The following is a 23,719-nucleotide window of genomic DNA, read 5'->3' as shown; positions in this document are numbered from 1 at the left end:
GTCCATCCTCTCTATCAACTAGGTGTCAAAATTACTGGGTACTACTCACTCAAAATATAATTCCACCCAATTAGCTGATTACTTTCTTCCGACTGAAATGGAAGTTTTACGCGAGGCATATAAACCATCGGATTACTGTTGAAACTTAGAAACGCAGCCCACCAGGCGAAAGTGCTGGTGCCTATTATATAATCCTTGCAACAAATCAAGCTCAAAAAATCGGCAATCGCAGGCTTGACATCAGTCCCAAGCAAGCCACAAACCTCAAAGTCCTGTCCCTTGAAGACTGCCTCGCACCAATCTTTATCATCCGTAAATATAACGAAGTGACGGCCTTTGAACCTTTCAATCGCCTTGAAATAATAGTCTTCATCCATCACCTTATGATGCGGATCTGTTGATAACAGAAAATCGCCTCGACGAACATGAACGCCAACACTGGTGGAATAGAGCTCTTTCCCCTCAGCGAGCAACGTAACATGCTTCTTAAGTATCAGCGAGCGAAGCTCTTCTCGAAAATACAAAGCACTTTGAACATACTGAAAATATCCAAAATGAAACTTAGAATTTATCGCATTGCATGCCTGATCAAAACTTGTATCCGCATCGTAATCATAAAGCAGGTGACCACCCAACTGACGTATATGCGCCTTTCTGAAAATCAACCGGACAATTTTTGCAACGATACCGTTTTCAAAAAAAATGCAGCTCTCCGACGACTGACTATGATCAAAGTCAATCAAATCTGATAGCCGTATACCACCATGAATACCTTTGCCGAGAAGCATCTCGCTGTTACACGATACCGTGTCAGCTGAAACAGATTCGATATACTTAGCCCACGCCAACTGGAACAGCTGATTACCCAAACCACCCTGAAGCAAAACGGTCATATGCATATTCACCTAGGTACTCCGCGATATCTTTTAACGTACGCCAAGACGATTGCCATGACCACCAGCACTATTGCAACCTGTAGGAATTTTAGTAAAAACTCATACATATTTGAGCGAGAGAAATATACAAGATTCGGCAAAACTGACAGAACTACAAGAATCCCCCCCCCGTGTTTCTCTGATGCCATATTGCTTTCTTTATACATTGCGACCACTCCGTCCAACGTGCGAACCAAGCACCCAAAGAGGAGACACCAAAACAGATAGAACAACCATCCTCGATAATAAGCTTCAGCAAAAAAGCTTGTAGAAAAACCGCCACTAACGAAATTTATACGACGAGCCTGATCAACACATACACCAAACGACTGATTTGTAGAGTTCAAACAGTCATTCACCGCACCATCGAAATTTACAGCCCCGTACAAAACCTCGAACGATGCGCCTTGTCCATGCAATGTTTGAGATATCTTAGCCATCACACCATTTGCGACTTGAAAGCCCAATCGATATTCAAGCAATATATTTGCAAAAAATAGTGATCCTACGCCTAATACCAATAGAAAAAAATAATTTATTCGTCGTTCCAGACCATAAACAAATACGAACAAAAACAAATATGCAAAAAAGTAGCCTCGAAGACCGATCATTAAAAATCCGAGAGCAAAAAAAACCCACACAAATGAAATAATCAATAACCGATTAGGATGTCGCCCAAAAACCCCCCATAACAACAAAATATTTTTCGCAATAAAAAATGTAATAATATGAGCATGAAACTCAGGATTTTCCAATGCAGCAAAATAATCACCCACCATATACTTTTGAGCAACGGCAAATGATTTGGCTAAAAAGAATATCCCGCTGCATAGCGCAAGAAATATGAAAGCACCATTGGCTAGGCGAGGCAACTTATAAACTGGAATTCTTATCAGACCTTTTGCCAGCCTAAAACTTAATCTCCGACTAAAAAGGTATCCAGAAGCTATAAATATAAATCCCAACGCCAGAATAACGATAGATTTACGGACTGAGCTTTCGCCCAACACTATTCCAGCCTCAACCACATCCTTGTCAAAAAACAATGTCAAAAATGGACGAGCCCACATGAAAAAAAATATCGAAATTGACACAAGCGAGGCGATACTCAACGCGCCCTTATAGTTACCCTGAAAGCAAAACAAAACTAAAAGCGCTGTCACAGACACCAAAAATACATTAAATATTAAATCACCAATATAACTATTCACGTCATCTGAAGCTAGAAACACGAAGACAGCCAAGATAAAGTTAAGCAACAAAAACAAGCCAAATAAAAGCTCACGTCGATTAACAATTATCATAAAGACCGCCTCTGAAGTGCCTTAGCGACTGCTTTTAACTTATTCAGCAAAAACAGCTCAAAAGACCTCACATACATTATGCGTGAGGGGGAACTTTTCTCCGCCAAATCAAAAATTTTCTTAAAAACCAGTTCAGCATCAAAGAGTTTAGAGTATTCGTACGCCGCGCATGAAATACCATAGGCATCGTCGACAAATTGTTCGACCAGAACTTCCATAGAACTTGATTGCTGTACTGGCTTTACACCGGCATAGCTTAACTCACCTAATGAATAACCTTTAGACTCAGACACCCATCTATATGGAGGAACCTGACTGTCATTTCTGCGCGCTCTGGGAGGAACGACTATGGTAGGAATTTTATTTTTGGCCGCCTCCAACGATGAGGTTCCCATAGCGAACATCAGGTCGATGTTCTCACGGATAAACCCGCTAAGCTCGTCTTTATCAACCGAGGGAATAAGCTGGTATTCCATACTTAAATCAGAAAACGTAAGTGCCTTCAGAGCATCAATAGCATCACCACTGCCGACCACATAGAAAACAATCTTACTATACCGTTTTAGCGATTTTTCTCGAAGAGAGCGAATATCAAGTATAACTCGCTCTAAGGCATGAAATTTAAAGTCCATGTCGACACGACCAACCCAGCCAAGTCGAAGCACGCTCATTGGAGCACTGTATTCAAAATGCATGACGGGGCTCTTATCTATGACGATCGGGCAAATGATATCTTGTATATTTCTTTGAATAGCCAAGTCGCCAAGATCAGCAAATGCCCCAACCTCATCGGTAAATACTACTGATTTACACTTAAGGAATGTAGCCAGCGCACGCTGGGCCCTTCTTTTCAAAGCCTCGATCACTCTGACTTTGAGGCCTTTCGAGCCAATATTCTGGGAGTATTCTTCATCAGAAATGGATATGTACGATCCGCGAAATGCTGCATAGCCCATACACCAGATGCAGACATGTTTAAATTTTACAGACGTTACTGAAAAAAACCAAAGCCGACTGATCTCGGAGGTTGGAAGAAAGACAATATCGTATTCCCTCAATCTCGCTGTCTCAGCAGGCGTGACAACGTCAACATCGTAATGATTCAATTTCAACCAGTTACTGAGACGTGCGAGAAGGAAATCCGTCCCGCCGAAACGTCCTTGAGTTAAAATCAATACTGTCCTTTTTGCCGCCATGTATTACTCCGACTTCACTCACAAAACTTTCAACTAGACTAACAGCTAATCTTATTGTCCATAAAAGCTTGCTGATCCAGCAGATTACGCCAAACAAAAAAAGCCATGACCAACCAGTAAAGCAAATAATTCACAGCATGTGCTATTGCGACCCCCTGAAAACCGAATATTTTGGTAAACGCCCAAGTGAAGACCACAAAACCAGCTGCAAAAATCACCTCTGAAATGATAAAGAGTTTCACCATAGCCTTACCTAGCATAAGATAAGCCAATATCCACCCACCTATCTTTAAAGTATCACCGAGCATTTGCCAGGCGAACAACTCGCGCATGGGTAGAAAATCCCTGGTAAACAAAGTAATAATTATAAAATCTTTCAGCAGGTAAATAATCAACGCGCTAACAGCAGCGATCGGCAAAATAATACGATAGCCTTGCATTATTTCGACTTTGATTTCGTCCACGCGCTTAAGCTCGGATAGTCTGGGGAGGTAATATACACTCAACGTTGTTGTCACGAGCATCAAATAGGCCGCACTCAAACGCCACATCGCCTCCCAATAACCGGCCGCCTGCAAACCGAACGTATTGCCGAGGTATTCGCGTACGACCATATGACTTACTGGAACGCAAGCAGCCGAAGCTAATGCCATCAACGCATACTTACTCAAATTTAAAGCAATAGATACATCAAAACCCGAAAAGAAATATGCAAACTTAAACCAAGTTGACCGACAACACAGCACAAGCGTTACTATAAATGCGAATGACTGATAAACCGCAAGAGCGACTAAGGCACCATACAGCCCAGAGTTAATAGCCATAAACGAGGTGATAACGAGGGAAAAAACACTTCCCGCTATATTAGCAAGCACATATCGAGCTATTTCTTTTTTTCCGTTCAAAACAGCCAGCAGAAGTGTATTAAATGAGAAAAATACCAGCGAGGCAGCAAAACATATGAATACACCTCCATACTCTTGGCTGTTCAAAAACCATCTCGCCAACGTTTCATTGCACGTTACAATTATAAGTGCGCCCAATAAGGATCCGGCAATAGCTAATGTACCGGCGGTCCCCCACACCTTGCGCTGTGCTATCTCGTCATCGATGTACTCAGCGGTATACTTAGTGACTCCAGTATTAATAGCGCCACTTGCAAAGGTCGTAATCATTTGTATAGCGTTCTGAAACTGCCCAAGCGCGGCATATCCATTAGGCCCAACGTAGATAGCAAGAACCTTATTGATCCCCAAGAGCGTCAAAATTTTTATTGTGACAGCAATGCTATTCAACAACCCCGTCTTTATCAGTGTCATTAGCAGCTGCCGATACTAAAGCTATTACATGCTGATACGACCTTTTGCGCCTCTTCCAGAGTCAACGTAGGACCTAAGGGGAGGCTTAACACTTCTTCATGGATGGCTTCAGTAATAGGCAAAGACAATTCTGAAATTTCGGCATACGCTTTTTGTTTATGGATAGGTATTGGATAATGGATCAGCGTTTGAACACCCAAGCCTTGAAGGTGCTTTTGAAGCGCCTCACGATGGGCTGTTCGAATGACGAACAAATGCCAGACATGTTCTTCGAACGCCATCACCCGAGTACCCGCAGACAATGGCAAAACTATTTGGGTATTTTTGATACCTTGCAAATAAGTTTGTACGATTTCACGACGCTGTGTTACCTGAGCATCCAAGTACTTCAGCTTTACAGATAACACAGCGGCCTGCAGCTCATCCAGGCGGCTGTTTACACCTCGATACAGATTCTGATACTTCTCGTGCGATCCGTAATTTCGAAGAGCGCGTAGCACTTGAGCTAGCTCCTCATCGTTAGTCGTGATGGCTCCTGCATCGCCGAGCGCCCCCAAATTTTTGCCAGGATAAAAGCTAAAACCTGAAGCATCTCCCCAAGCCCCTGCCTTTCGCCCCTTATGGCTTGCACCATGCGATTGCGCAGAATCTTCCAGCACCAAAAGCCCATGTTTTTTTGCAATTGATAGCAATGCAGGCATATCAGCAAGCAACCCATAAAGGTGTACAGGTAGCAGGACCTTCGTTCTCGGGGTAATCGCTTGCTCAATATTGTTTACATTCAAGTTATATGTCGCCGGATCTGGTTCGACCAAAACCGGAACCAGACCATTTTCGGTAATCGCAAGAACACTTGCAATATAAGTGTTAGCCGGAACAATTACTTCATCACCATCTTGAAGGCGGCCCAGTTCTTTCCAGGCACGTAATGTCAAACTTAAAGCATCCAAACCATTAGCGACGCCCACACAGTGCTTAACTCCACAATACTCTGCAAACTCTTGTTCAAAGCGATGCAGCTCAGCCCCGCCAATATACCAACCAGAGTCAATAACACGAGCGCACGCTACCAACAACTCATTTCGCAGATCGTGATTAATAGCTTTCAGGTCTAGAAACTTAATCATACTGTTAGATACCGAATTACTTTAGCTGGATTGCCGACCACTACTGAAAAATCGGGCACATCTTTAGTCACAACAGCTCCCGCACCCACCATAGCAGAGCGACCAATGGTAACACCTGGGAGGATAGTCGCATTCGCTCCGATGCTGGCGCCAAACCTGACAATAATCCCTTCAAACTTCCCTGGATATACTTTCGAGCGAGGCATTGAATCATTAGTAAATGTTGCATTAGGCCCAATAAAAACATTATCTTCTATACGAGTTCCATCCCACAAATACACACCCGACTTCAGGGTGACATTGTCACCAATGACGACATCACCTTCCACCAGTGTATGTGCACACAGATTGCAGCCTTTACCAACTTTCGCGCCTTCAAGTACGACACAAAATTGCCAAATCCGTGTTCCCTCGCCTATATCCTGGCTTTTTACATCTGCAAGCTCATGTATTTTAGGCACGATTCAAAAGCCCTATAAATTCTGAATAATCCCGAATATAGTCCTGCTCGTTATAAAAATCGCTGGCTAACACTAAAAGAACGCAATCTGATGAGAAGTCGTGCATCTCATGCCATATCATTTTATCTATAAATATAGCCTTACTCGAGCTATTTAGAATAACCTCTTCAATTTTTAAGCCATCATTCATCAGCATGCGACACTGACCCGAGACACAGATAGCCGCCTGCAGCAGCTCTCGATGAGCATGAAAACCACGCGATACGCCAGGTCGCGTACCCATGAGAAAATAAACCCGCTTAATGTCAAATGGGACATTTTTTTGTGCTTCTAGAACAACCAGCTGTCCACGCTCATCGCCTAGTACTTGCAGGTCGACCAAATCCACCAAACTCATTTAGATCCCTCTCAAAATCACGATTCATGCCAATTTGCCAGTACGACGTCAGATCGCAGAAAAATATTCATTATTAGACCACGAAAGACCCTGGATACCAAAAACCGACGCTTTAGCCCCCCTTTCCACCGCGCTCCGCAGATACTTGTTCCGCAATGACCTTGCCTGAAAGGCGCGGGGAGCATCCTGGCGCGATGGTGAATTGGCCAACTCTCTCCGGCAGATAGGTTCGTTTCGCCCGCGCTCAAAGGTGGGCTCAGGCAACTGGCGCGTGCGCAGCCTGGAGGACAGGCAGAGCGCTATGGTGGCTGGAGAAGTCTGGCTCAAGCAAACAACCTTTAGTCTGGAGTTCACACATTATGGCACGATATGCAGAACCTCTGACGGCGAAAGCGCCCAGGCATATCACACCAGACGGCGCAGGAGCAGAGCAACCGAAAGACGCCGCCGAGTATCAGACGCTCATCTGTTAGCAGGAGTCCTTTGGGTGCTCTGCTCATTGAAAAATACCCACAAGCAATTCCAGGTCGCATAGGGAAGTTCTTATTGTTTGGCCATCGCGAGCTCCTGCCTTCGATGATCGCGGATAATTACTGATTTTCTACGCGCATAAAACTCAAACCGGTTTTAGCTGAGTGCAACGAAACATGCCCTTTCGTTACCCCCTCCGAAAAGCACTGTTGCTTTTGATAGCCTTCTACTTACTAGTAGTTTTCAGTTATTTCGAGTTCATATATAAGCACCTACCTTTTTCGAGGATTTTAAATATTTATTGATAGATTAGACATTTCGGCGCCGGTCAACGACCGCCTTCGCACCTACGCGTCCTAGTACTCCTTAAAAAGGAGCTTCGATTTAAATCTGTCTAGGTTATGACAGCAAAGCGCTGAAAAATAGGTGGGCGAGTCAACTTACCCCCACACAACATCGCGCCGCTTGATTTGCCTCCGCCCCTAACCGACCGGCACATCATCCGAACAGATCTGCTGCGTACGTCTCGCGACTATCAAGCGTTCGGCCGGAGACGTTGGGACATGTTCCGCCCTGCCTGCTGAACGACCGATCAATGCGCAAGCGCTCAAGAAGAGGCTGTATGGGGAGCAGCTAATTGAACCGGTAGCGCAGATGTTTACCCAAGCTGGTTGGAGCAACACGATGAGTTGCGATCCCGAAAAGAAAGACAAAGCTAGCGCCGCAAGCAAGAAAAAGAAAAAACCAAAAGAAGTCAATGTGTTGGTGTATTGATAAGTATGATGCTCAAGTACGGAGAATCCTGTAATATCTCGCCCGCGACGAGTTTGGGAGTCAGCCGTCACCCCCAAAATATCAAGTCATATGCCTCGTGAAAAGACAGTCATCAGATAGCAAATAATGGATTTTAGAAAAGATATAAATGGTTTAAGAGCGCTAGCTGTACTGGCTGTTGTCATTTACCACTTCAATGCGTTATGGCTGCCGGGCGGGTTTGCTGGGGTAGATGTGTTCTTTGTTATCTCCGGCTATTTGATGACGGCGATTATTTGCCGTGGGTTGAGTGGCGATGATTTCAGTTTGGTTCGTTTCTATATTGCGCGGGCTAAGCGGATCATTCCCGTCCTAGCTGTTATGTGTTTTGCGTTAATGGTGTTTGGTTGGTTCAACTTTTTAGCGACCGAATACAAGCAAATGGCGCAGCACGTTTATAGTAGTCTTGGGTTTTATTCGAATACTGTTTATCTGAAGGAAGTAGGGTATTTTGCCGCAAGCACTAACGAGAAATTGGCGGCTTCACACCTGGTCGCTTTCTGTTGAGTGGCAGTTCTATATTGTCTATCCAATTGTGCTACTGGTCCTGAGAAAAGTATTTGGACTTAGGGCTATCCGTTGGTTTGTGCTGGCGGCGGTTTTGATTGGATTTATTTACTCGCTCATACTTTCTCCACGGTATCCAGAACAAGCGTTTTATCTGTTGAAAACCCGCGCCTGGGAGCTTTGCGCCGGTGGGCTTGCGTTCCTATTCCCTCTCGCATTGGACAGGGCCAAAAGCCGTATCCTCGAATGGGCAGGGTTAGTGCTGATCCTGTGTGGCTATATCGTGATATCGAAAACTGTGGTCTGGCCCGGCTATTACGCACTCATGCCGGTCATCGGAACACTGATGGTAATCCTCGCCAATAGACAGAATTCTCGGTTGACCGGAAATTGGGTGTTTCAGCGCGTGGGCTTGTGCTCGTACTCGATTTACATTTGGCACTGGCCTGTCATGGTCTACATGACTTATTCGGGGCAGCTCGATGGTTTTTCCAGCGCCTTGATAGGTATTGTTATTTCACTGGCGTTCGGTTATGCCTCCTATGCATTGATTGAACGTAAGAGGGGCAAATCTAAGAGCGGCGCTCGTTCTTTGGCTTGGTGTGGCGGTTTCGTAAGTCTCGTGTTACTCAGTGTTTTAGTTTTTAAATCCGATGGCCTCAACTCGGATATAAGAGGTGAGAGCATCACTGAGAAAACAAAATTCGTGGATAGTTATGCAGCACTGCATAAGAATCTTGGTGAGGCATACTGGCTTAAATGTAATTCTTATGAGGTGTTTGCCGCTACCGGTGCTAAAAATATTGACGCTTCTTGCACTGAAAAGAAAGGGATGGGGGGCGTTTTTCTTTGGGGCGACTCGCACGCTGAAGCGCTTTCATTCGGAATTCGGAGCAATTTGCCTGCCGGTGTTCCTTTCTATCAAGTCACCTCATCTGCTTGTGGAGCAACCCTAGGTCAGAACAAGTCTCCTGTGGCGTTCCAAGCTACCTGCAATGCATCCAATGCCTTGGCATTAAAGGAAATTGCTCGGATTCAACCTGAGATGGTCGTGATGGCTCAACAGAATTCTCACGAGCTTACGGATTGGAATGAAATTGCTCGGCATCTCAAAACACTCGGAGTTAAAGAGGTCGTGCTGGTCGGGCCAGTACCGCAATGGCAACCGTCCTTGCCACTGGTGATCACTAAGCGTCACTGGAATTCCGCTGACAGTCAGATCGTCGATCAGGGGCTGGATCAACGGATCCTCAAAACTGACGCATTGCTCAAGGAAAAACTCGATCCGAGTGTGATCGACTACATTTCTGTTATCGGCGGTGTATGTAAAGGCTTGGCGTGTTTGGCCAAGGTCGATGAGGGGAAGTCGCTAATGGCGGTGGACTACGGTCACCTGACTCCTTCGGCGTCGTTGTACGTAGGACGAACAATTCTTGCACCGAAGCTTAAGCAGTTACTGCATCCCTCTAACAGCTGAGAAATATCCTGCAACCAAACCCGGCACTTGTCGGTTTTTTTGTCTGAAGAACGCCATGGAGCCAAACGAATTACAACACCAACACAAAACAACTTTGCAGGGAAAGCAAAATTTTCTGATAAGCGCTCATGAAGCCGTTTGCCAATTTTCATTAAACACTATTCTTTAACTTCGCCCAACAGAGAAGACCTAGGACGCCGGTTGTTCACCAAAATACCTAACAATGGCCCTAAAAGCATTCCAACAACCAACGCTACAACCACAAACACCGACACTGGCATCTGCCCAATACTGAAGCCCAGCAACGAAAGACACACATTCTGCTGATTTTCCAGCACAAATGCTAACACCAGCAGCGCAACAACCAGCACCATCAGCACTACAATGACGCGCTTAACCCTACGCATAACTTTCCCACCCTAAAACATTCAAACGCCTTCTTCCTCATCTTCGTTCACCCGGTCGCGCAATTCCTTGCCCGGCTTGAAGTGAGGTACGAATTTACCGTCGAGACTTACGGACTGACCTGTTTTAGGATTACGACCTACACGAGGCGCACGATAATGCAGCGAAAAGCTCCCAAACCCACGGATCTCAATCCGATCGCCGGTAGCTAGGCACTGCGACATCTGTTCAAGCATAGTCTTGATAGCCAGCTCTACATCCTTGGATGAGAGCAGCCCTTGATGGGTGACAATTCGTTCGATCAACTCCGACTTCGTCATATTTTTCCCTTCTTTTTCAAGCAGCTAGGAAAAGCGCTTCGAAGGTTTTAGCATGACTTGATGAATTTGAACAGCCCATGTATCAACTTATCTCCAGGATGGATAAACAGCCGCAAGACACCCATTGCGCCCTCAATTGCAGATCACCAACATCGTCCGAGTCACCGCCCCTGCCGGGTTCCAGCCGAACAGATAGTCACCCCCCTCATCCTTGGCGTCACTGGACCGGGTGATCACCTTGTAGCCCTGCATCTTGCACTCACGGGCGGCGCGCTTCTCGCACTTATCCCAGTTGTTGCCAAGGCCCGAGCAGTCGACCTCGATACCGCTGGCACCGCGCTTGGCGTGGGTCTTGGCGCTGGTGGCGGAGCAGCCTGCAAGCATTACCACTGCACATATGACGATAAGCCTGTTCATCCAAATCCTTATTGAGTCAGCAACACGGGGATCGCTTCCGAAGACTATAGCCACTTCAGACCGCCGCCAACACGTCTTGGTTCTAGATGGTTGATTCAACAAATTTCAGGCAAAAAAAGGGGCGACCGAAGTCGCCCCTTTTTATAGCGTTACAGAACTTAGTTCTGCTTAGCCATTGCTTCGCGCAGCAGGGAGGCCATGGTGGTCTCGCCTTTTTCAGCTTCCGGAGCAGCTTTCAGGCTCTGGATAGCTTCTTTCTCTTCCACTTCGTCTTTCGACTTGATGGAGAGCTGAATCACGCGGCTCTTACGATCAACGCTGATGATCTTGGCTTCTACTTCCTGGCCTTCTTTCAGAACGTTGCGCGCGTCTTCAACGCGGTCACGGCTGATTTCGGAGGCTTTCAGAGTTGCTTCGATATCGTTGGCGAGAGTGATGATGGCGCCTTTAGCGTCAACTTCTTTCACGATGCCTTTAACGATTGCGCCTTTGTCGTTCTCTTGAACGTACTCGGAGAACGGATCGCTTTCCAGCTGCTTGATACCCAGGGAGATGCGCTCGCGCTCTGGGTCAACCGACAGGATAACGGTGTCCAGCTCGTCGCCCTTCTTGAAGCGACGAACAGCTTCTTCGCCCACTTCGTTCCAGGAGATGTCGGACAGGTGAACCAGGCCGTCGATGCCGCCGTCCAGACCAATGAAGATACCGAAATCGGTGATCGACTTGATGGTGCCGGAGATTTTATCGCCCTTGTTGAACTGGCCAGAGAAATCTTCCCATGGGTTAGATTTGCACTGCTTGATGCCCAGGGAGATACGACGACGCTCTTCGTCGATGTCCAGAACCATAACTTCCACTTCGTCGCCGACTTGTACGACTTTCGAAGGGTGGATGTTCTTGTTGGTCCAGTCCATTTCGGAAACGTGTACCAGGCCTTCCACGCCTTCTTCCAGCTCTGCGAAGCAGCCGTAGTCGGTCAGGTTGGTTACACGCGCGGTGACGCGAGTGCTTTCTGGGTAACGGGCTTTGATAGCAACCCATGGATCTTCACCCAGTTGCTTCAGGCCCAGGGAAACACGGTTGCGCTCGCGATCGTATTTCAGAACCTTGACATCGATCTCGTCGCCAACGTTGACGATTTCGGAAGGATGCTTGATACGCTTCCAAGCCATGTCGGTAATGTGCAGCAGGCCATCCACGCCGCCGAGGTCGACGAATGCGCCGTAGTCGGTGAGGTTTTTGACGATACCTTTGACTTGTTGGCCTTCCTGCAGGGATTCCAGCAGAGCTTCACGCTCGGCGGAGTTCTCTGCTTCCAGCACGCTGCGACGGGAAACGACAACGTTGTTGCGCTTCTGGTCGAGCTTGATGACTTTGAATTCGAGTTCTTTGCCTTCCAGGTGCGTGGTGTCGCGCACTGGACGAACGTCGACCAAAGAACCTGGCAGGAACGCACGGATGCCGTTAACGTCGACTGTGAAGCCGCCTTTAACCTTACCGTTGATAACGCCCTTGACCACTTCTTCAGCTGCGAAGGCTGCTTCGAGAACAATCCAGCATTCAGCGCGCTTGGCTTTTTCACGGGACAGCTTGGTTTCACCGAAACCGTCTTCAACCGAGTCCAGAGCAACGTGAACTTCGTCACCGACATTAATTGTCAGATCACCAGCATCGTTGTAGAACTGTTCCAGCGGGATCAGAGCTTCAGACTTCAGACCAGCGTGAACGGTTACCCAGCGAGCTTGGTAATCGATATCAACGATAACACCGGTGATGATGGAGCCTGCCTGAAGGTTCAGGGTTTTTAGGCTTTCTTCAAAGAGTTCCGCAAAGCTTTCGCTCATTTTAATTCCTGTTGATAAGGGCGAAGAATACGCCCATCTCCACACCCCAGACGGTGTGGGTCAGTTTCAGTTAAAAGAAGCCACCGCAGGACTATGACTGGTCCCCTGCGGCCTTCTTGATCACCCGGCGATATCGCGAATGGCGATTTCACTCAAGATGCGTTCCAGCACCTGCTCGATGGACAACTCCGTGGAATCCAGCTGTATGGCATCAGCCGCCGGTTTGAGCGGGGCTACTGCGCGCTGGGTATCACGCTCATCGCGTGCACGGATCTCATCTAGCAGACTCGACAGACTAACACCATCGACTTTGCCCTTCAACTGCAAGTAGCGGCGGCGAGCACGTTCCTCGGCACTGGCGGTCAGGAAAATCTTCAGCGGTGCCTCAGGAAACACCACGGTCCCCATGTCGCGACCGTCTGCCACCAGGCCCGGTGGCTCCTGGAATGCCCGCTGGCGCTGCAGCAGTGCATCGCGTACGGCCGGCAGCGCGGCGACCTGGGAAGCCCAGGAACCGACTTGTTCATTACGCAGGTCGTCGGTCACATCATCGCCTTCCAGGATGATGCGCTGCGGATGACCTTCCGTCGCGCCGACGAACTGCACATCGAGATGCGCCGCCAGCAGTTTCAGGGATTCTTCGTTGGTCAGGTCGACGCCATGGTTGCGTGCGGCAAATGCCAGCAGGCGGTACAGCGCGCCGGAGTCCAGCAGGCACCAGCCGAGGCGCTTGGCCAGGATGCCGGCGATCGTGCCTTTGCCCGAGCCGCTTGGCCCGTCGATGGTAATCACCGGTGCTTTGATATTCACAATTGAGCCTCTTGGGCAACACGGATGCCGACTTGGGCACACAGTGTAAGAAAGTTCGGAAAAGATGTAGCTACATTGGCGCAGTCACGGATACGAATCGGCGCCGTCGCCCGCAGGGACGCCACGCTGAACGCCATGGCAATCCGATGATCGCCGTGGGCATGGACTTCACCCCCCCCCATCGGACCACCCTCAATGATAATCCCATCAGGGGTGGGTTCACACTTCACGCCCAGCGCCAGCAGACCATCGGCCATGACCTGGATGCGGTCAGACTCCTTGACCCGCAGCTCCTCGGCACCGCGCAAGACGGTTCGCCCAGTGGCGCAAGCCGCGGCGACAAACAGCACGGGAAACTCGTCGATCGCCAAGGGCACCAGCGCCTCGGGAATCTCGATACCCTTGAGTACAGCAGCACGAACCCGCAGGTCAGCCACCGGCTCACCGCCCACTTCCCGCTGATTTTCGAGGCTGATATCTGCGCCCATCAGCCGCAGGATATCGATCACACCGGTACGCGTCGGATTGATGCCCACATGCTCCAGCAACAACTCGGACCCCTCGGCAATCGACGCCGCCACCAGGAAAAACGCCGAAGACGAAATATCCCCCGGCACCTCGATGTGGGCAGCGGTCAGCCCATGGCCTGATTCCACCGACGCCGTCGCGCCCTCCACCACCACCGGATAACCAAAGCCGCGCAGCATCCGTTCGGTATGGTCACGGGTCGGCGCTGGCTCGGTCACCGACGTCTTACCTTCGGCATACAGCCCGGCAAGCAACAGGCAGGATTTGACCTGCGCACTCGCCATCGGCATCGCATAGGCCAGGCCTTTCAGCGTCTGCCCGCCGCGAATGGTCAACGGCGGACGCCCTTCCGGTCCGGTCTCGATCACCGCGCCCATGTCCCGCAACGGCTTGGCCACGCGGTTCATCGGGCGCTTGGACAGCGAAGCATCGCCGGTCAGGACGCTGTCGAAGCGCTGCGCCGCCAGCAAGCCGGACAGCAGTCGCATCGAAGTGCCGGAATTGCCGAGATAGATCGGCCCTGGCGCCGGCTTCAAGCCATGCAGCCCCACACCATGGATAGTCACGCGCCCATGGTGCGGCCCTTCAATCACCACGCCCATGTCGCGAAACGCCTGCAAAGTCGCCAAGGCATCCTCGCCCTCAAGGAACCCTTCGACTTCCGTCACGCCCTCGGCCAACGAACCGAGCATGATCGAACGATGGGAGATCGACTTGTCACCCGGCACCCGGATGCGCCCGCTCAAGCGGCCACCCGGGTTGGCGATGAAAGTCAGGTCATCGGCATTCACTGCGGTTTCCATATAGGCCCGGCGCGCCAGGATCTTGCTGAAATGTTCACGTGCCACCCGCGCACGGGTGAACACGCCCAATAATTGATGGCCATCCCCGGCATCCACCGCGTCGCGCAAGGCGTCGAGGTCACTGCGAAAGGTGTCCAAGGTGCGCAACACCGCTTCGCGATTGGCGAGAAAGATGTCGTGCCACATCACCGGGTCGCTGCCGGCAATCCGCGTAAAATCGCGGAAGCCACCCGCGGCGTAGCGGAAAATTTCCAGGTTCTCGTTGCGCTTGGCCAGCGAATCCACCAAGCCAAACGCCAGCAAATGAGGCAGGTGACTGGTCGCCGCCAGCACTTCGTCGTGGCGCTCGACCTGCATATGCTCCACATCCGCCCCCAACTCACGCCAGAGACGATCCACCACGGCCAGCGCGGCCGGGTCGGTTTGCTCCAGCGGCGTCAAGATCACTTTATGGCGGCGGAACAGCTGCGCATTGGAGGCTTCCACCCCGCTCTGCTCGGAACCGGCAATCGGATGGCCCGGTACAAAACGCGACGGCATGCCGCCAAAGGCCTGTTGCGCTGCACGCACCACATTGCCCTTGGCACTGCCGACGTCCGTCAGGATCGCCTGGCCCAGGTCCATACCGGCCAACAGCGCCAGCAGTTTTTCCATGGCCAGGATCGGCACGGCGAGCTGGATCACGTCCGCGCCCTGGCACGCGAGCGCCAGGTCCGCCTCGCAGCGATCCACGACGCCCAGTTCTACCGCCAGCTTGCGCGATTGCGGGTCGAGGTCCACACCCACCACTTCGCCACACAATCCACTTTCACGCAGGCCCTTGGCGAAGGAACCACCGATCAAACCCAGGCCGACCACCACCAGGCGACCGATCATAGGCACAACAGGTTGCAATGCAGTGACATCAACCACGAGCCAGAACCTTGGCCAGCGCCTCCAGGAAGCGACTGTTTTCAGCCGGCAAGCCAATGGTGATACGCAGGTGATTCGGCATGCCGTAGTTGGCCACCGGGCGAACGATCACGCCTTCGCGCAGCAGGCCCTGGAAGATTGGCGCGGCCACCTGGCCGAGGTCGACGCAGATGAAGTTGCCCTTGGACGGAATCCAGCCCAGGCCCAACTCACGGAAGCCTTCCTGCAATTGCAGCATGCCGCTTTCATTGGTGCGGCGCCCTTCTTCCAGGTACTCGGTATCCTGTACCGCCGCACAGGCCGCCGCCAGGGCGAGGCTGTTGACGTTGAAAGGTTGGCGCACGCGGTTCAGCACATCAGCGACGACCGCCGTCGACAGGCCGTAGCCGACCCGAAGAGACGCCAGGCCGTAAGCCTTGGAGAAGGTGCGCGACACCAGCAGGTTCGGGTAGGCCGCCAGGAAATCCAGGCCGTCCGGCAGGTCACTGCCCTCGGCGTACTCGATATAGGCTTCGTCCAGAACAACCAGCACGTGCTCAGGCACGTCTTGCAGGAAGTCATTCAACGCCTGCGCGTCGAACCAGGTACCGGTCGGGTTGTTCGGGTTGGCGATAAAAACCACGCGAGTCTGGGCGTCGATAGCCGCCAGCATCGCCGGCAGGTCGTGCCCCCAATCCTTGGCAGGAATCACGCGCGCCTCGGCACCGACGGCCTGAGTGACGATCGGGTAGACCGCAAATGCGTGTTCGCTGAACACCGCGTTCAAGCCAGGTGCCAGATAGGCACGCCCCACCAGCTCAAGGATGTCGTTGGAACCATTGCCCAGGGTGACCTGGTTCAGCTCGACCCGGCACTTTTGCGCCAGCAAGGACTTGAGGGCAAACCCGTTGCCATCCGGATAACGGGTCAGTTCGGCCAGTTCTTCACGAATCGCCGCCAATACCTTGGGGCTCGGACCCAGTGGGTTCTCGTTACTCGCCAGCTTGACGATCTTCGCCGGGTCCAGGTTCAACTCACGCGCCAACTCGTCCACAGGCTTGCCCGGAACGTAAGGCGACAGTTGTTGCACGCCCGGCTGCGCCAGGGCGAGGAAGTTGCCACTCATGTTAAAGCCTCACAAAACCGCTTTCGGGTAAGAGCCCAGCACCTTGAGTGCCACGGCTTCCTGACTGATCTTCTCCAGCACGCCTTTGACCAGCGGATCACGGTGGTGGCCGATGAAGTCGATAAAGAACACATACGTCCATTTACCGCTGCGCGAAGGACGGGTCTCGATGCGCGTCAGGTCAATCCCGTTGTCGTGGAACGGCACCAGCAGCTCATGCAGCGCGCCAGGCTTGTTGCTCATGGAGACGATGATCGACGTCTTGTCGTCGCCGGTCGGCGGTACTTCCTGGCTGCCGATCATCAAGAAGCGCGTGGAGTTGTCCGGACGGTCTTCGATTTTCTCGGCCAGGCGCGTCAAGCCGTACAGGCCAGCGGCCATATCACCGGCAATCGCCGCCGAATTCCACTCGCCCTTGACCCGCTTGGCCGCTTCGGCGTTGCTGGACACCGCCACGCGCTCGACATTCGGGTAATGGGCGTCCAACCACTTGCGGCATTGGGCCAGGGACTGGGCGTGGGAATAGATACGGCTGATGCTGTCGGTCTTGGTGTTTTCGCCCACCAGCAGGTGGTGGTGGATGCGCAGCTCGACTTCGCCGCAGATCACCATGTCGTGCTCGAGGAAGCTGTCCAGCGTGTGGTTGACCGCGCCTTCGGTGGAGTTTTCCACCGGCACCACGCCAAAGTTCACCGCGCCGGCGGCCACTTCGCGGAACACTTCGTCGATGGCGGCCATCGGCTTGCTGATCACCGCGTGACCGAAGTGCTTCATGGCGGCGGCCTGGGTGAACGTGCCCTCGGGACCGAGGTACGCCACCTTCAGCGGCTGCTCCAGGGCCAGGCACGACGACATGATTTCGCGGAACAGCCGCGCCATCTCTTCGTTGCCCAGCGGCCCCTTGTTACGCTCCATCACGCGCTTGAGTACCTGGGCCTCGCGCTCAGGGCGGTAGAACACCGGCACTTCGCCTTCAGCCAGGGACGCCATCTTCACCCGTGCCACTTCCTGGGCGCACCGCGCGCGCTCACTGATCAGCTCCAGGACTTTCTCGTCCAGGCTGTCAATGCGCACGCGCAGGGCCTTGAGTTCTTGCTCAGACATTAGCCGTGTTCCTTTTCGAACTCTGCCATGTAGGCCACCAGCGCGTTGATCGCGTTGATGTCGACAGCGTTGTAGATGGAGGCGCGCATACCGCCCACTGAGCGATGGCCCTTGAGGTTCAGCAGGCCACGCGCGTCGGCACCGGCCAGGAACGGCTTGTCCAGGCGGTCATCGGCCAGGCGGAACGGCACGTTCATCCACGAGCGGTCGGTCAGGTTGATCGGGTTGCTGTACAGGCCGCTGGCGTCGATGAAGTTGTACAGGACGCGCTTCTTCTCTTCGTTGAGCTTGCCCATGGCAGCCACGCCGCCCTGCTCTTTCAGCCACTCGAACACCAGGCCCGACAGGTACCAGGCGAACGCCGGCGGGGTGTTGTACATCGAGCCGTTATCAGCTGCGACCTTGTAGTTGAGCATGGTCGGGCACACCGAACGGGCACGACCCAGCAGGTCTTCACGGATGATGTTGACCAGGATGCCGCTCGGGCCGATGTTCTTCTGCGCGCCGGCGTAGATCATGCCGTACTTGGACACATCGATAGGGCGCGAAAGAATGTCCGAAGACATGTCGCACACCAGCGGGACATCCCCCACTTCAGGCACCCAGTCAAACTCCAGGCCACCAATGGTTTCGTTTTGCACGTAGTGCACGTAGGCCGCGTCCTTCGACAACTTCCATTCGTTCTGACCTGGAATCGCGAAGTAGTCGTAGGGTTTGGCGGTGCCGGCAACGTTGACATGGCCGTAGCGCGAAGCCTCTTCAATGGCTTTCTGCGACCAGATACCGGTGTCGATATAGTCGGCAGTGCCGTCTTCCGGCAGCAGGTTCAGCGGCAACTGGGCGAACTGCTGGCTCGCGCCGCCTTGCAGGAACAGCACTTTGTAGTCGGAAGGGATGTCCAGCAAGTCGCGCAGGTCCTGCTCGGCCTTGGTGGCAATGGACACGAACTCATCACTGCGATGGCTCATTTCCATCACGGAGAGGCCTTTTCCATGCCAGTCGAGGAGTTCACCCTGCGCACGCTGCAGGACTGCTTCAGGAAGCGCCGCGGGACCGGCACAGAAGTTATAGGCTCTCTTGCTCACATCCAATCTCTCTGATCTGGTGGGACTGAAATCAAACACTGTAGGCGTGAGCTTGCTCGCGAAAAACCCGAGAGCGCAAGGGCGTATCAGTCAGCCCGCGTTATCGTTGACGATTTTCGCGAGCAGGCTCGCTCCTACAGGGGGCGGCGTTGTTATTTCAAAGGGGACAAACAACAAGGGGGCGAATCTTCATCCGCCCCCTGTGTGTCCGCTTATTCCTGCGGTTCTTCTTCGTCTGCGGCAGCGTCGAGGGTTGGCTCGTCGACGTTGTCATCGCCGCTTGCGATCACCTCGCCTTCGAACTCTTCACCTTCCAGCTCTTCACCTTCGACTTCCGACGGCTCCTGGACACGCTCCAGGCCGACCAGTTTTTCGTCCTTGGCCAGCTTGATCAGCGTCACGCCCTGGGTGTTACGGCCCAGGCTCGAGACTTCAGCTACGCGGGTACGCACCAGGGTGCCCTGGTCGGAAATCAGCATGATTTCCTCGCCATCGAGCACCTGGACCGCGCCGACCAGACGGCCGTTGCGATCGTTGCTGACCATGGCGATCACGCCCTGGCCGCCACGCTTGTACTCCGGGAACTCGCTGATGGCCGTACGCTTGCCATAACCACGCTCGGAAGCGGTGAGGATCTGGCTGCCTTCTTCCGGGATCAACATCGAAATCAGCTTCTGCCCTTCCGGCAGGCGCATACCACGCACACCGCGGGCGGTACGGCCCATGGCGCGAACGTCGGATTCCTTGAAGCGCGTCACCTTGCCACCGTCGGAGAACAGCATGACTTCACGCTCGCCATCGGTGATGGCCGCGCTGATCAATACGTCGCCTTCGTCCAGCTCCAGGGCGATCAGGCCCACGCTGCGTTGACGGCTGAAGGATTCAAGCGGGGTCTTCTTCACGGTGCCTTTGGCGGTGGCCATGAAGATGAAATGACCTTCGGTGTATTCCTCGACCGGCAACATGGTGGTGATGTATTCATCACTGTCCAGCGGCAGCAGGTTGACCAACGGACGACCACGGGCGGCACGGGAGGCTTCCGGGATTTCGTAGGTTTTCAGCCAGTACACCTTGCCCTTGCTGGAGAACAGCAGCAGCGTGGTGTGGCTGTTGGCGACCAGCAGGTGAGCGATGTAGTCCTCATCCTTCACGCCGGTAGCCGACTTACCTTTACCGCCACGACGCTGGGCCTGGTACGCAGCCAATGGCTGGGTCTTGGCATAGCCGCCGTGGGAGATGGTCACGACGCGCTCTTCTTCCGGGATCATGTCACCCAGGGTCAGGTCGAGGCGCGCATCGAGGATTTCGGTGCGGCGCACATCGCCGTATTCGGCACGGATCACTTCCAGTTCTTCGCGGATCACTTCCATCAGGCGCACGGCGCTGTTGAGGATGCGGATCAGCTCGCCGATCTGGTTGAGGATCTCCTGGTACTCGGCCAGCAGCTTCTCGTGCTCCAGGCCAGTCAGGCGGTGCAAGCGCAGCTCAAGGATGGCCTGGGCCTGTTCCGGCGACAGGAAGTACTTGCCGTCACGCAGGCCGTATTGCGGGTCCAGGGTCTCTGGACGGCAAGAGTCGGCACCCGCGCGTTCAACCATGGCCACTACGGCGCTGGATTCCCACGGCATCTTGATCAACGCTTCTTTAGCTTCCGACGGCGTCGGCGAGGCCTTGATCAGGGCGATCACCGGGTCGATGTTCGACAGCGCAACCGCCTGGCCTTCCAGGATGTGGCCGCGTTCGCGAGCCTTGCGCAGTTCGAACACGGTACGGCGGGTGACCACTTCGCGGCGGTGACGCACGAAGGCTTCCAGCAGGTCCTTGAGGTTCAGGATGCGTGGGCGGCCGTCGATCAGTGCAACCACGTTGATACCAAACACGCTTTGCAGCTGGGTCTGGGCATAGAGGTTGTTGAGGATCACCTCGGGCACTTCGCCGCGACGCAGCTCGATCACCACGCGCATACCGTCTTTGTCGGACTCGTCGCGCAGTTCGGTGATGCCTTCGAGTTTTTTCTCTTTGACCAGCTCGGCGATCTTCTCGATCAGGCGCGCCTTGTTCAGTTGGTAAGGCAGCTCAGTGATAACGATCTGCTGGCGGCCACCAACCTTGTCGATGTCTTCGATGATCGAGCGGGCACGCATGTAAATGCGGCCGCGACCGGTGCGGTAGGCTTCGATGATGCCGGCGCGACCGTTGATGATCGCGGCGGTCGGGAAGTCCGGACCGGGAATGTATTGCATCAGCTCATCGACGGTCAGCTCAGGGTTGTCGATGAGGGCCAGGCAACCGTCGATGACTTCACCGAGGTTGTGCGGCGGGATGTTGGTGGCCATGCCCACGGCGATACCGCTGGAGCCGTTGACCAGCAGGTTGGGAATACGGGTCGGCATGACCGCCGGGATCATTTCGGTGCCGTCGTAGTTCGGCACCCAGTCCACGGTTTCTTTATGCAGGTCGGCCAGCAGCTCGTGCGCCAGCTTGGTCATGCGCACTTCGGTGTATCGCATGGCCGCGGCGTTGTCGCCGTCGACCGAACCGAAGTTGCCCTGGCCGTCTACCAGCAGGTAGCGCAGGGAAAACGGCTGGGCCATCCGAACGATGGTGTCGTACACCGCGGTGTCGCCGTGAGGGTGATACTTACCGATCACGTCACCGACAACACGGGCAGATTTCTTGTACGGCTTGTTCCAGTCGTTACCCAGCTCGCTCATCGCGAACAGCACACGCCGGTGCACGGGCTTCAAGCCATCGCGCGCATCAGGCAGTGCCCGACCGACAATTACGCTCATCGCGTAGTCGAGGTAGGACTGTTTCAGCTCGTCTTCGATATTGACCGGGAGGATTTCTTTGGCCAGTTCGCCCATGAGAAGCCTGATTCCTTTTTCGGGTGAAACCTCGTCACATCCATATGGGACGAACGAAGCTCGTCGCTGCCGGCATGGTGCCTGACAACGACTTACGACAAATCAACGAGTTATGACACGGATCTGCGCGTTAAGGATCCCCCCTCGGGGCGACCCTGGAAACCGCCGGATGTTATCACAATCGCCGCCACGCACCTATCCCCCTGATGCGCATGGAGACTAGTAATTTGACGGATGACAGGCTTGAAGAGGACGAGAGGGGCTCAGAGATGGGGTGGTGCTTTTTTTTGAGGGCGGATCGGAGGGTTTTATTGACTTTCAGGGCCAATCGGGGGCAAGCCCCCCTCCCACATTTTGACTGTGTTCACCATTCAAGTGTGGGAGGGGCTTGCCCCCGATAGCCATTTTCACAAACACCGCAGCCATCAATGCAGGCGTTTACGACACATCAACTTGGCCAGCTTGACCGTGTCAGGACGCTCGACGATGCCTTTTTCGGTCACGATCACATCGATCAGGTCGGCCGGGGTCACGTCAAACACCGGGTTATAGGCACTCACATCGGCGGCGAAGCGCTGGCCCGCGACTTCCAGCAATTCATCGGCATCACGCTCTTCCAGCGCCACGTCATCGCCGGTCGCCATCATCAGGTCGAGGGTCGAGCTCGGCGCCACCACCATAAACCGTACGCCGTGGTGCATGGCGCACACCGCCAGTTGATAGGTACCGATCTTGCCGATCACATCGCCATTGGCCGCGATACAGTCGGCGCCGACAACGACCCAGGTGACGCCCTTGGTCTTGAGAATATGCGCGCCCGCCGAATCCGCATTGACCATCACCGGAACACCATCGCCCGCCAATTCCCAGGCGGTCAGGCGCGAGCCTTGCAACCAGGGCCGGGTTTCGTTGGCGTAGACCTGTTCGACCAACCCCTCCAGGAAGGCCGCGCGAATCACGCCGAGGGCCGTGCCGAAGCCTCCCGTGGCCAACGCGCCGGCGTTGCCATGGGTCAGGATCGCCTGGGCATTGCCTTGGTGCTTGCGAATCCGTTCGACGCCCAGTTGGGCCATGACAAGGTTGGCTTCACGATCGCTTTCATGGATTGCAATAGCCTCGGCTTCCAGCATCGCCAGCGGGTCGGCGTGCTTTTTGACGCGGTCCAGGCGGTCGCGCATGCGCTTGAGGGCCCAGAACAGGTTCGAGGCGGTCGAGCGAGTCGCGGCCAGTAGTGCGTAGTCTTCTTCCCACGCGGCCTGCCAGTCGCCGCCTTCTGCGATGCGTTCGCGGGCGGCGAGCACCAGGCCATAGGCGGCGCTGATGCCGATGGCCGAGGCGCCGCGCACCACCATGGCGCGAATGGCCGCAGCCACCTCCTCCACCGTGGAGCAGCTCACCCAGCTTTCCCGCGAGGGCAACACACGCTGATCGAGCAGGTGCAGTGCGCCATCACGCCAATCGATGGCCTTCACTTTCTCCGCGGCCAACAGTCGATCGCGCATCCCTCACCCC

At 53.4% G+C, this 23,719-nt stretch carries 20 protein-coding genes; 2 read left to right on the top strand and 18 right to left on the bottom strand.

The annotated features are described in order from the left end of the window. Positions 1 to 41 precede the first annotated feature (41 nt). From AB7933_RS09955 to AB7933_RS09925, 7 genes are read right to left on the bottom strand one after another with little or no spacing between them, the layout of a single operon-like run. Positions 42 to 893 (bottom strand): alpha-1,2-fucosyltransferase, encoded by an 852-nt coding sequence (locus AB7933_RS09955; protein WP_024074165.1) that lies wholly within the window; start codon positions 891 to 893, stop codon positions 42 to 44. A gap of 8 nt (positions 894 to 901) precedes the next feature. Next, positions 902 to 2,239 carry a hypothetical protein gene (locus AB7933_RS09950; RefSeq protein ID WP_024074164.1) on the bottom strand — a complete coding sequence of 446 codons (1,338 nt, stop codon included), beginning with the start codon at positions 2,237 to 2,239 and terminating at the stop codon, positions 902 to 904. Next, entirely contained in the window at positions 2,236 to 3,435 is a 1,200-nt protein-coding gene (locus AB7933_RS09945; protein ID WP_024074163.1) for a hypothetical protein, read from the bottom strand. Before AB7933_RS09945 ends, AB7933_RS09950 begins: the two co-directional genes overlap by 4 nt. A gap of 38 nt (positions 3,436 to 3,473) precedes the next feature. Then, positions 3,474 to 4,730: an O-antigen translocase gene (locus tag AB7933_RS09940; protein WP_236646003.1), complete on the bottom strand. Its 1,257-nt coding sequence runs from the start codon at positions 4,728 to 4,730 to the stop codon at positions 3,474 to 3,476. A 23-nt stretch (positions 4,731 to 4,753) separates the two neighbouring features. Beyond that, entirely contained in the window at positions 4,754 to 5,881 is a 1,128-nt protein-coding gene (locus AB7933_RS09935; RefSeq protein WP_024074161.1) for a DegT/DnrJ/EryC1/StrS family aminotransferase, read from the bottom strand. Next, positions 5,878 to 6,342, bottom strand: coding sequence for an acyltransferase (locus tag AB7933_RS09930; RefSeq protein WP_024074160.1), 465 nt, complete (start codon positions 6,340 to 6,342; stop codon positions 5,878 to 5,880). The genes AB7933_RS09935 and AB7933_RS09930 overlap by 4 nt, the downstream gene beginning before the upstream one ends. Continuing rightward, entirely contained in the window at positions 6,335 to 6,739 is a 405-nt protein-coding gene (locus AB7933_RS09925; protein WP_024074159.1) for a sugar 3,4-ketoisomerase, read from the bottom strand. Before AB7933_RS09925 ends, AB7933_RS09930 begins: the two co-directional genes overlap by 8 nt. A 1,371-nt stretch (positions 6,740 to 8,110) precedes the next feature. On the opposite strand from AB7933_RS09925, the gene AB7933_RS09920 reads away from it, so the two are divergent. Together AB7933_RS09920 and AB7933_RS09915 are read left to right on the top strand one after the other, a co-directional pair. Further along, on the top strand, positions 8,111 to 8,530 hold the full coding sequence (locus AB7933_RS09920) for an acyltransferase family protein (RefSeq protein ID WP_051448873.1): 420 nt from the start codon (positions 8,111 to 8,113) through the stop codon (positions 8,528 to 8,530). Beyond that, complete coding sequence (locus tag AB7933_RS09915; protein ID WP_256335410.1) at positions 8,475 to 10,007, top strand: acyltransferase family protein; 1,533 nt, start codon at positions 8,475 to 8,477, stop codon at positions 10,005 to 10,007. Before AB7933_RS09920 ends, AB7933_RS09915 begins: the two co-directional genes overlap by 56 nt. A gap of 158 nt (positions 10,008 to 10,165) precedes the next feature. Here the strand turns inward: AB7933_RS09915 and AB7933_RS09910 are convergent, their stop codons facing one another. The 11 genes from AB7933_RS09910 to mtnA form a co-directional block, all read right to left on the bottom strand. Further along, positions 10,166 to 10,414, bottom strand: coding sequence for a lipopolysaccharide assembly protein LapA domain-containing protein (locus AB7933_RS09910; protein WP_024074158.1), 249 nt, complete (start codon positions 10,412 to 10,414; stop codon positions 10,166 to 10,168). Between the two features lie 21 nt (positions 10,415 to 10,435). After that, on the bottom strand, positions 10,436 to 10,732 hold the full coding sequence (gene ihfB / locus AB7933_RS09905) for an integration host factor subunit beta (RefSeq protein ID WP_003218804.1): 297 nt from the start codon (positions 10,730 to 10,732) through the stop codon (positions 10,436 to 10,438). 132 nt (positions 10,733 to 10,864) lie between these two features. Continuing rightward, entirely contained in the window at positions 10,865 to 11,149 is a 285-nt protein-coding gene (locus AB7933_RS09900; protein ID WP_024074157.1) for a hypothetical protein, read from the bottom strand. A 158-nt stretch (positions 11,150 to 11,307) separates the two neighbouring features. Further along, positions 11,308 to 12,993, bottom strand: coding sequence for a 30S ribosomal protein S1 (gene rpsA / locus AB7933_RS09895; RefSeq protein WP_024074156.1), 1,686 nt, complete (start codon positions 12,991 to 12,993; stop codon positions 11,308 to 11,310). A 120-nt stretch (positions 12,994 to 13,113) separates the two neighbouring features. After that, entirely contained in the window at positions 13,114 to 13,803 is a 690-nt protein-coding gene (gene cmk, locus AB7933_RS09890; RefSeq protein ID WP_003172653.1) for a (d)CMP kinase, read from the bottom strand. Beyond that, positions 13,800 to 16,010 carry a bifunctional prephenate dehydrogenase/3-phosphoshikimate 1-carboxyvinyltransferase gene (locus AB7933_RS09885; protein ID WP_041160869.1) on the bottom strand — a complete coding sequence of 737 codons (2,211 nt, stop codon included), beginning with the start codon at positions 16,008 to 16,010 and terminating at the stop codon, positions 13,800 to 13,802. Before AB7933_RS09885 ends, cmk begins: the two co-directional genes overlap by 4 nt. A gap of 28 nt (positions 16,011 to 16,038) precedes the next feature. After that, the gene (gene hisC / locus AB7933_RS09880; RefSeq protein ID WP_024074154.1) at positions 16,039 to 17,151 is read right to left on the bottom strand and encodes a histidinol-phosphate transaminase; all 1,113 of its coding nucleotides are present in this window, start codon (positions 17,149 to 17,151) and stop codon (positions 16,039 to 16,041) included. A gap of 9 nt (positions 17,152 to 17,160) precedes the next feature. Then, positions 17,161 to 18,255, bottom strand: a complete 1,095-nt coding sequence (pheA, locus tag AB7933_RS09875; RefSeq protein WP_003172650.1) for a prephenate dehydratase — start codon at positions 18,253 to 18,255, stop codon at positions 17,161 to 17,163. Then, positions 18,255 to 19,340: a 3-phosphoserine/phosphohydroxythreonine transaminase gene (gene serC, locus AB7933_RS09870; protein WP_024074153.1), complete on the bottom strand. Its 1,086-nt coding sequence runs from the start codon at positions 19,338 to 19,340 to the stop codon at positions 18,255 to 18,257. The genes pheA and serC overlap by 1 nt, the downstream gene beginning before the upstream one ends. 212 nt (positions 19,341 to 19,552) lie before the next feature. Further along, complete coding sequence (gyrA, locus tag AB7933_RS09865) at positions 19,553 to 22,207, bottom strand: DNA gyrase subunit A (protein WP_024074152.1); 2,655 nt, start codon at positions 22,205 to 22,207, stop codon at positions 19,553 to 19,555. A 425-nt stretch (positions 22,208 to 22,632) separates the two neighbouring features. Next, the gene (mtnA, locus tag AB7933_RS09860) at positions 22,633 to 23,709 is read right to left on the bottom strand and encodes an S-methyl-5-thioribose-1-phosphate isomerase (RefSeq protein WP_024074151.1); all 1,077 of its coding nucleotides are present in this window, start codon (positions 23,707 to 23,709) and stop codon (positions 22,633 to 22,635) included. Positions 23,710 to 23,719: the final 10 nt, after the last annotated feature.

The sequence above is a fragment of the Pseudomonas gorinensis genome (assembly GCF_042015035.1).
GTDB lineage: Bacteria > Pseudomonadota > Gammaproteobacteria > Pseudomonadales > Pseudomonadaceae > Aquipseudomonas > Aquipseudomonas gorinensis.
The sequence above is the reverse complement of the archived record's forward strand: the minus strand, read 5'-3'. Positions and strand labels throughout refer to the sequence as shown.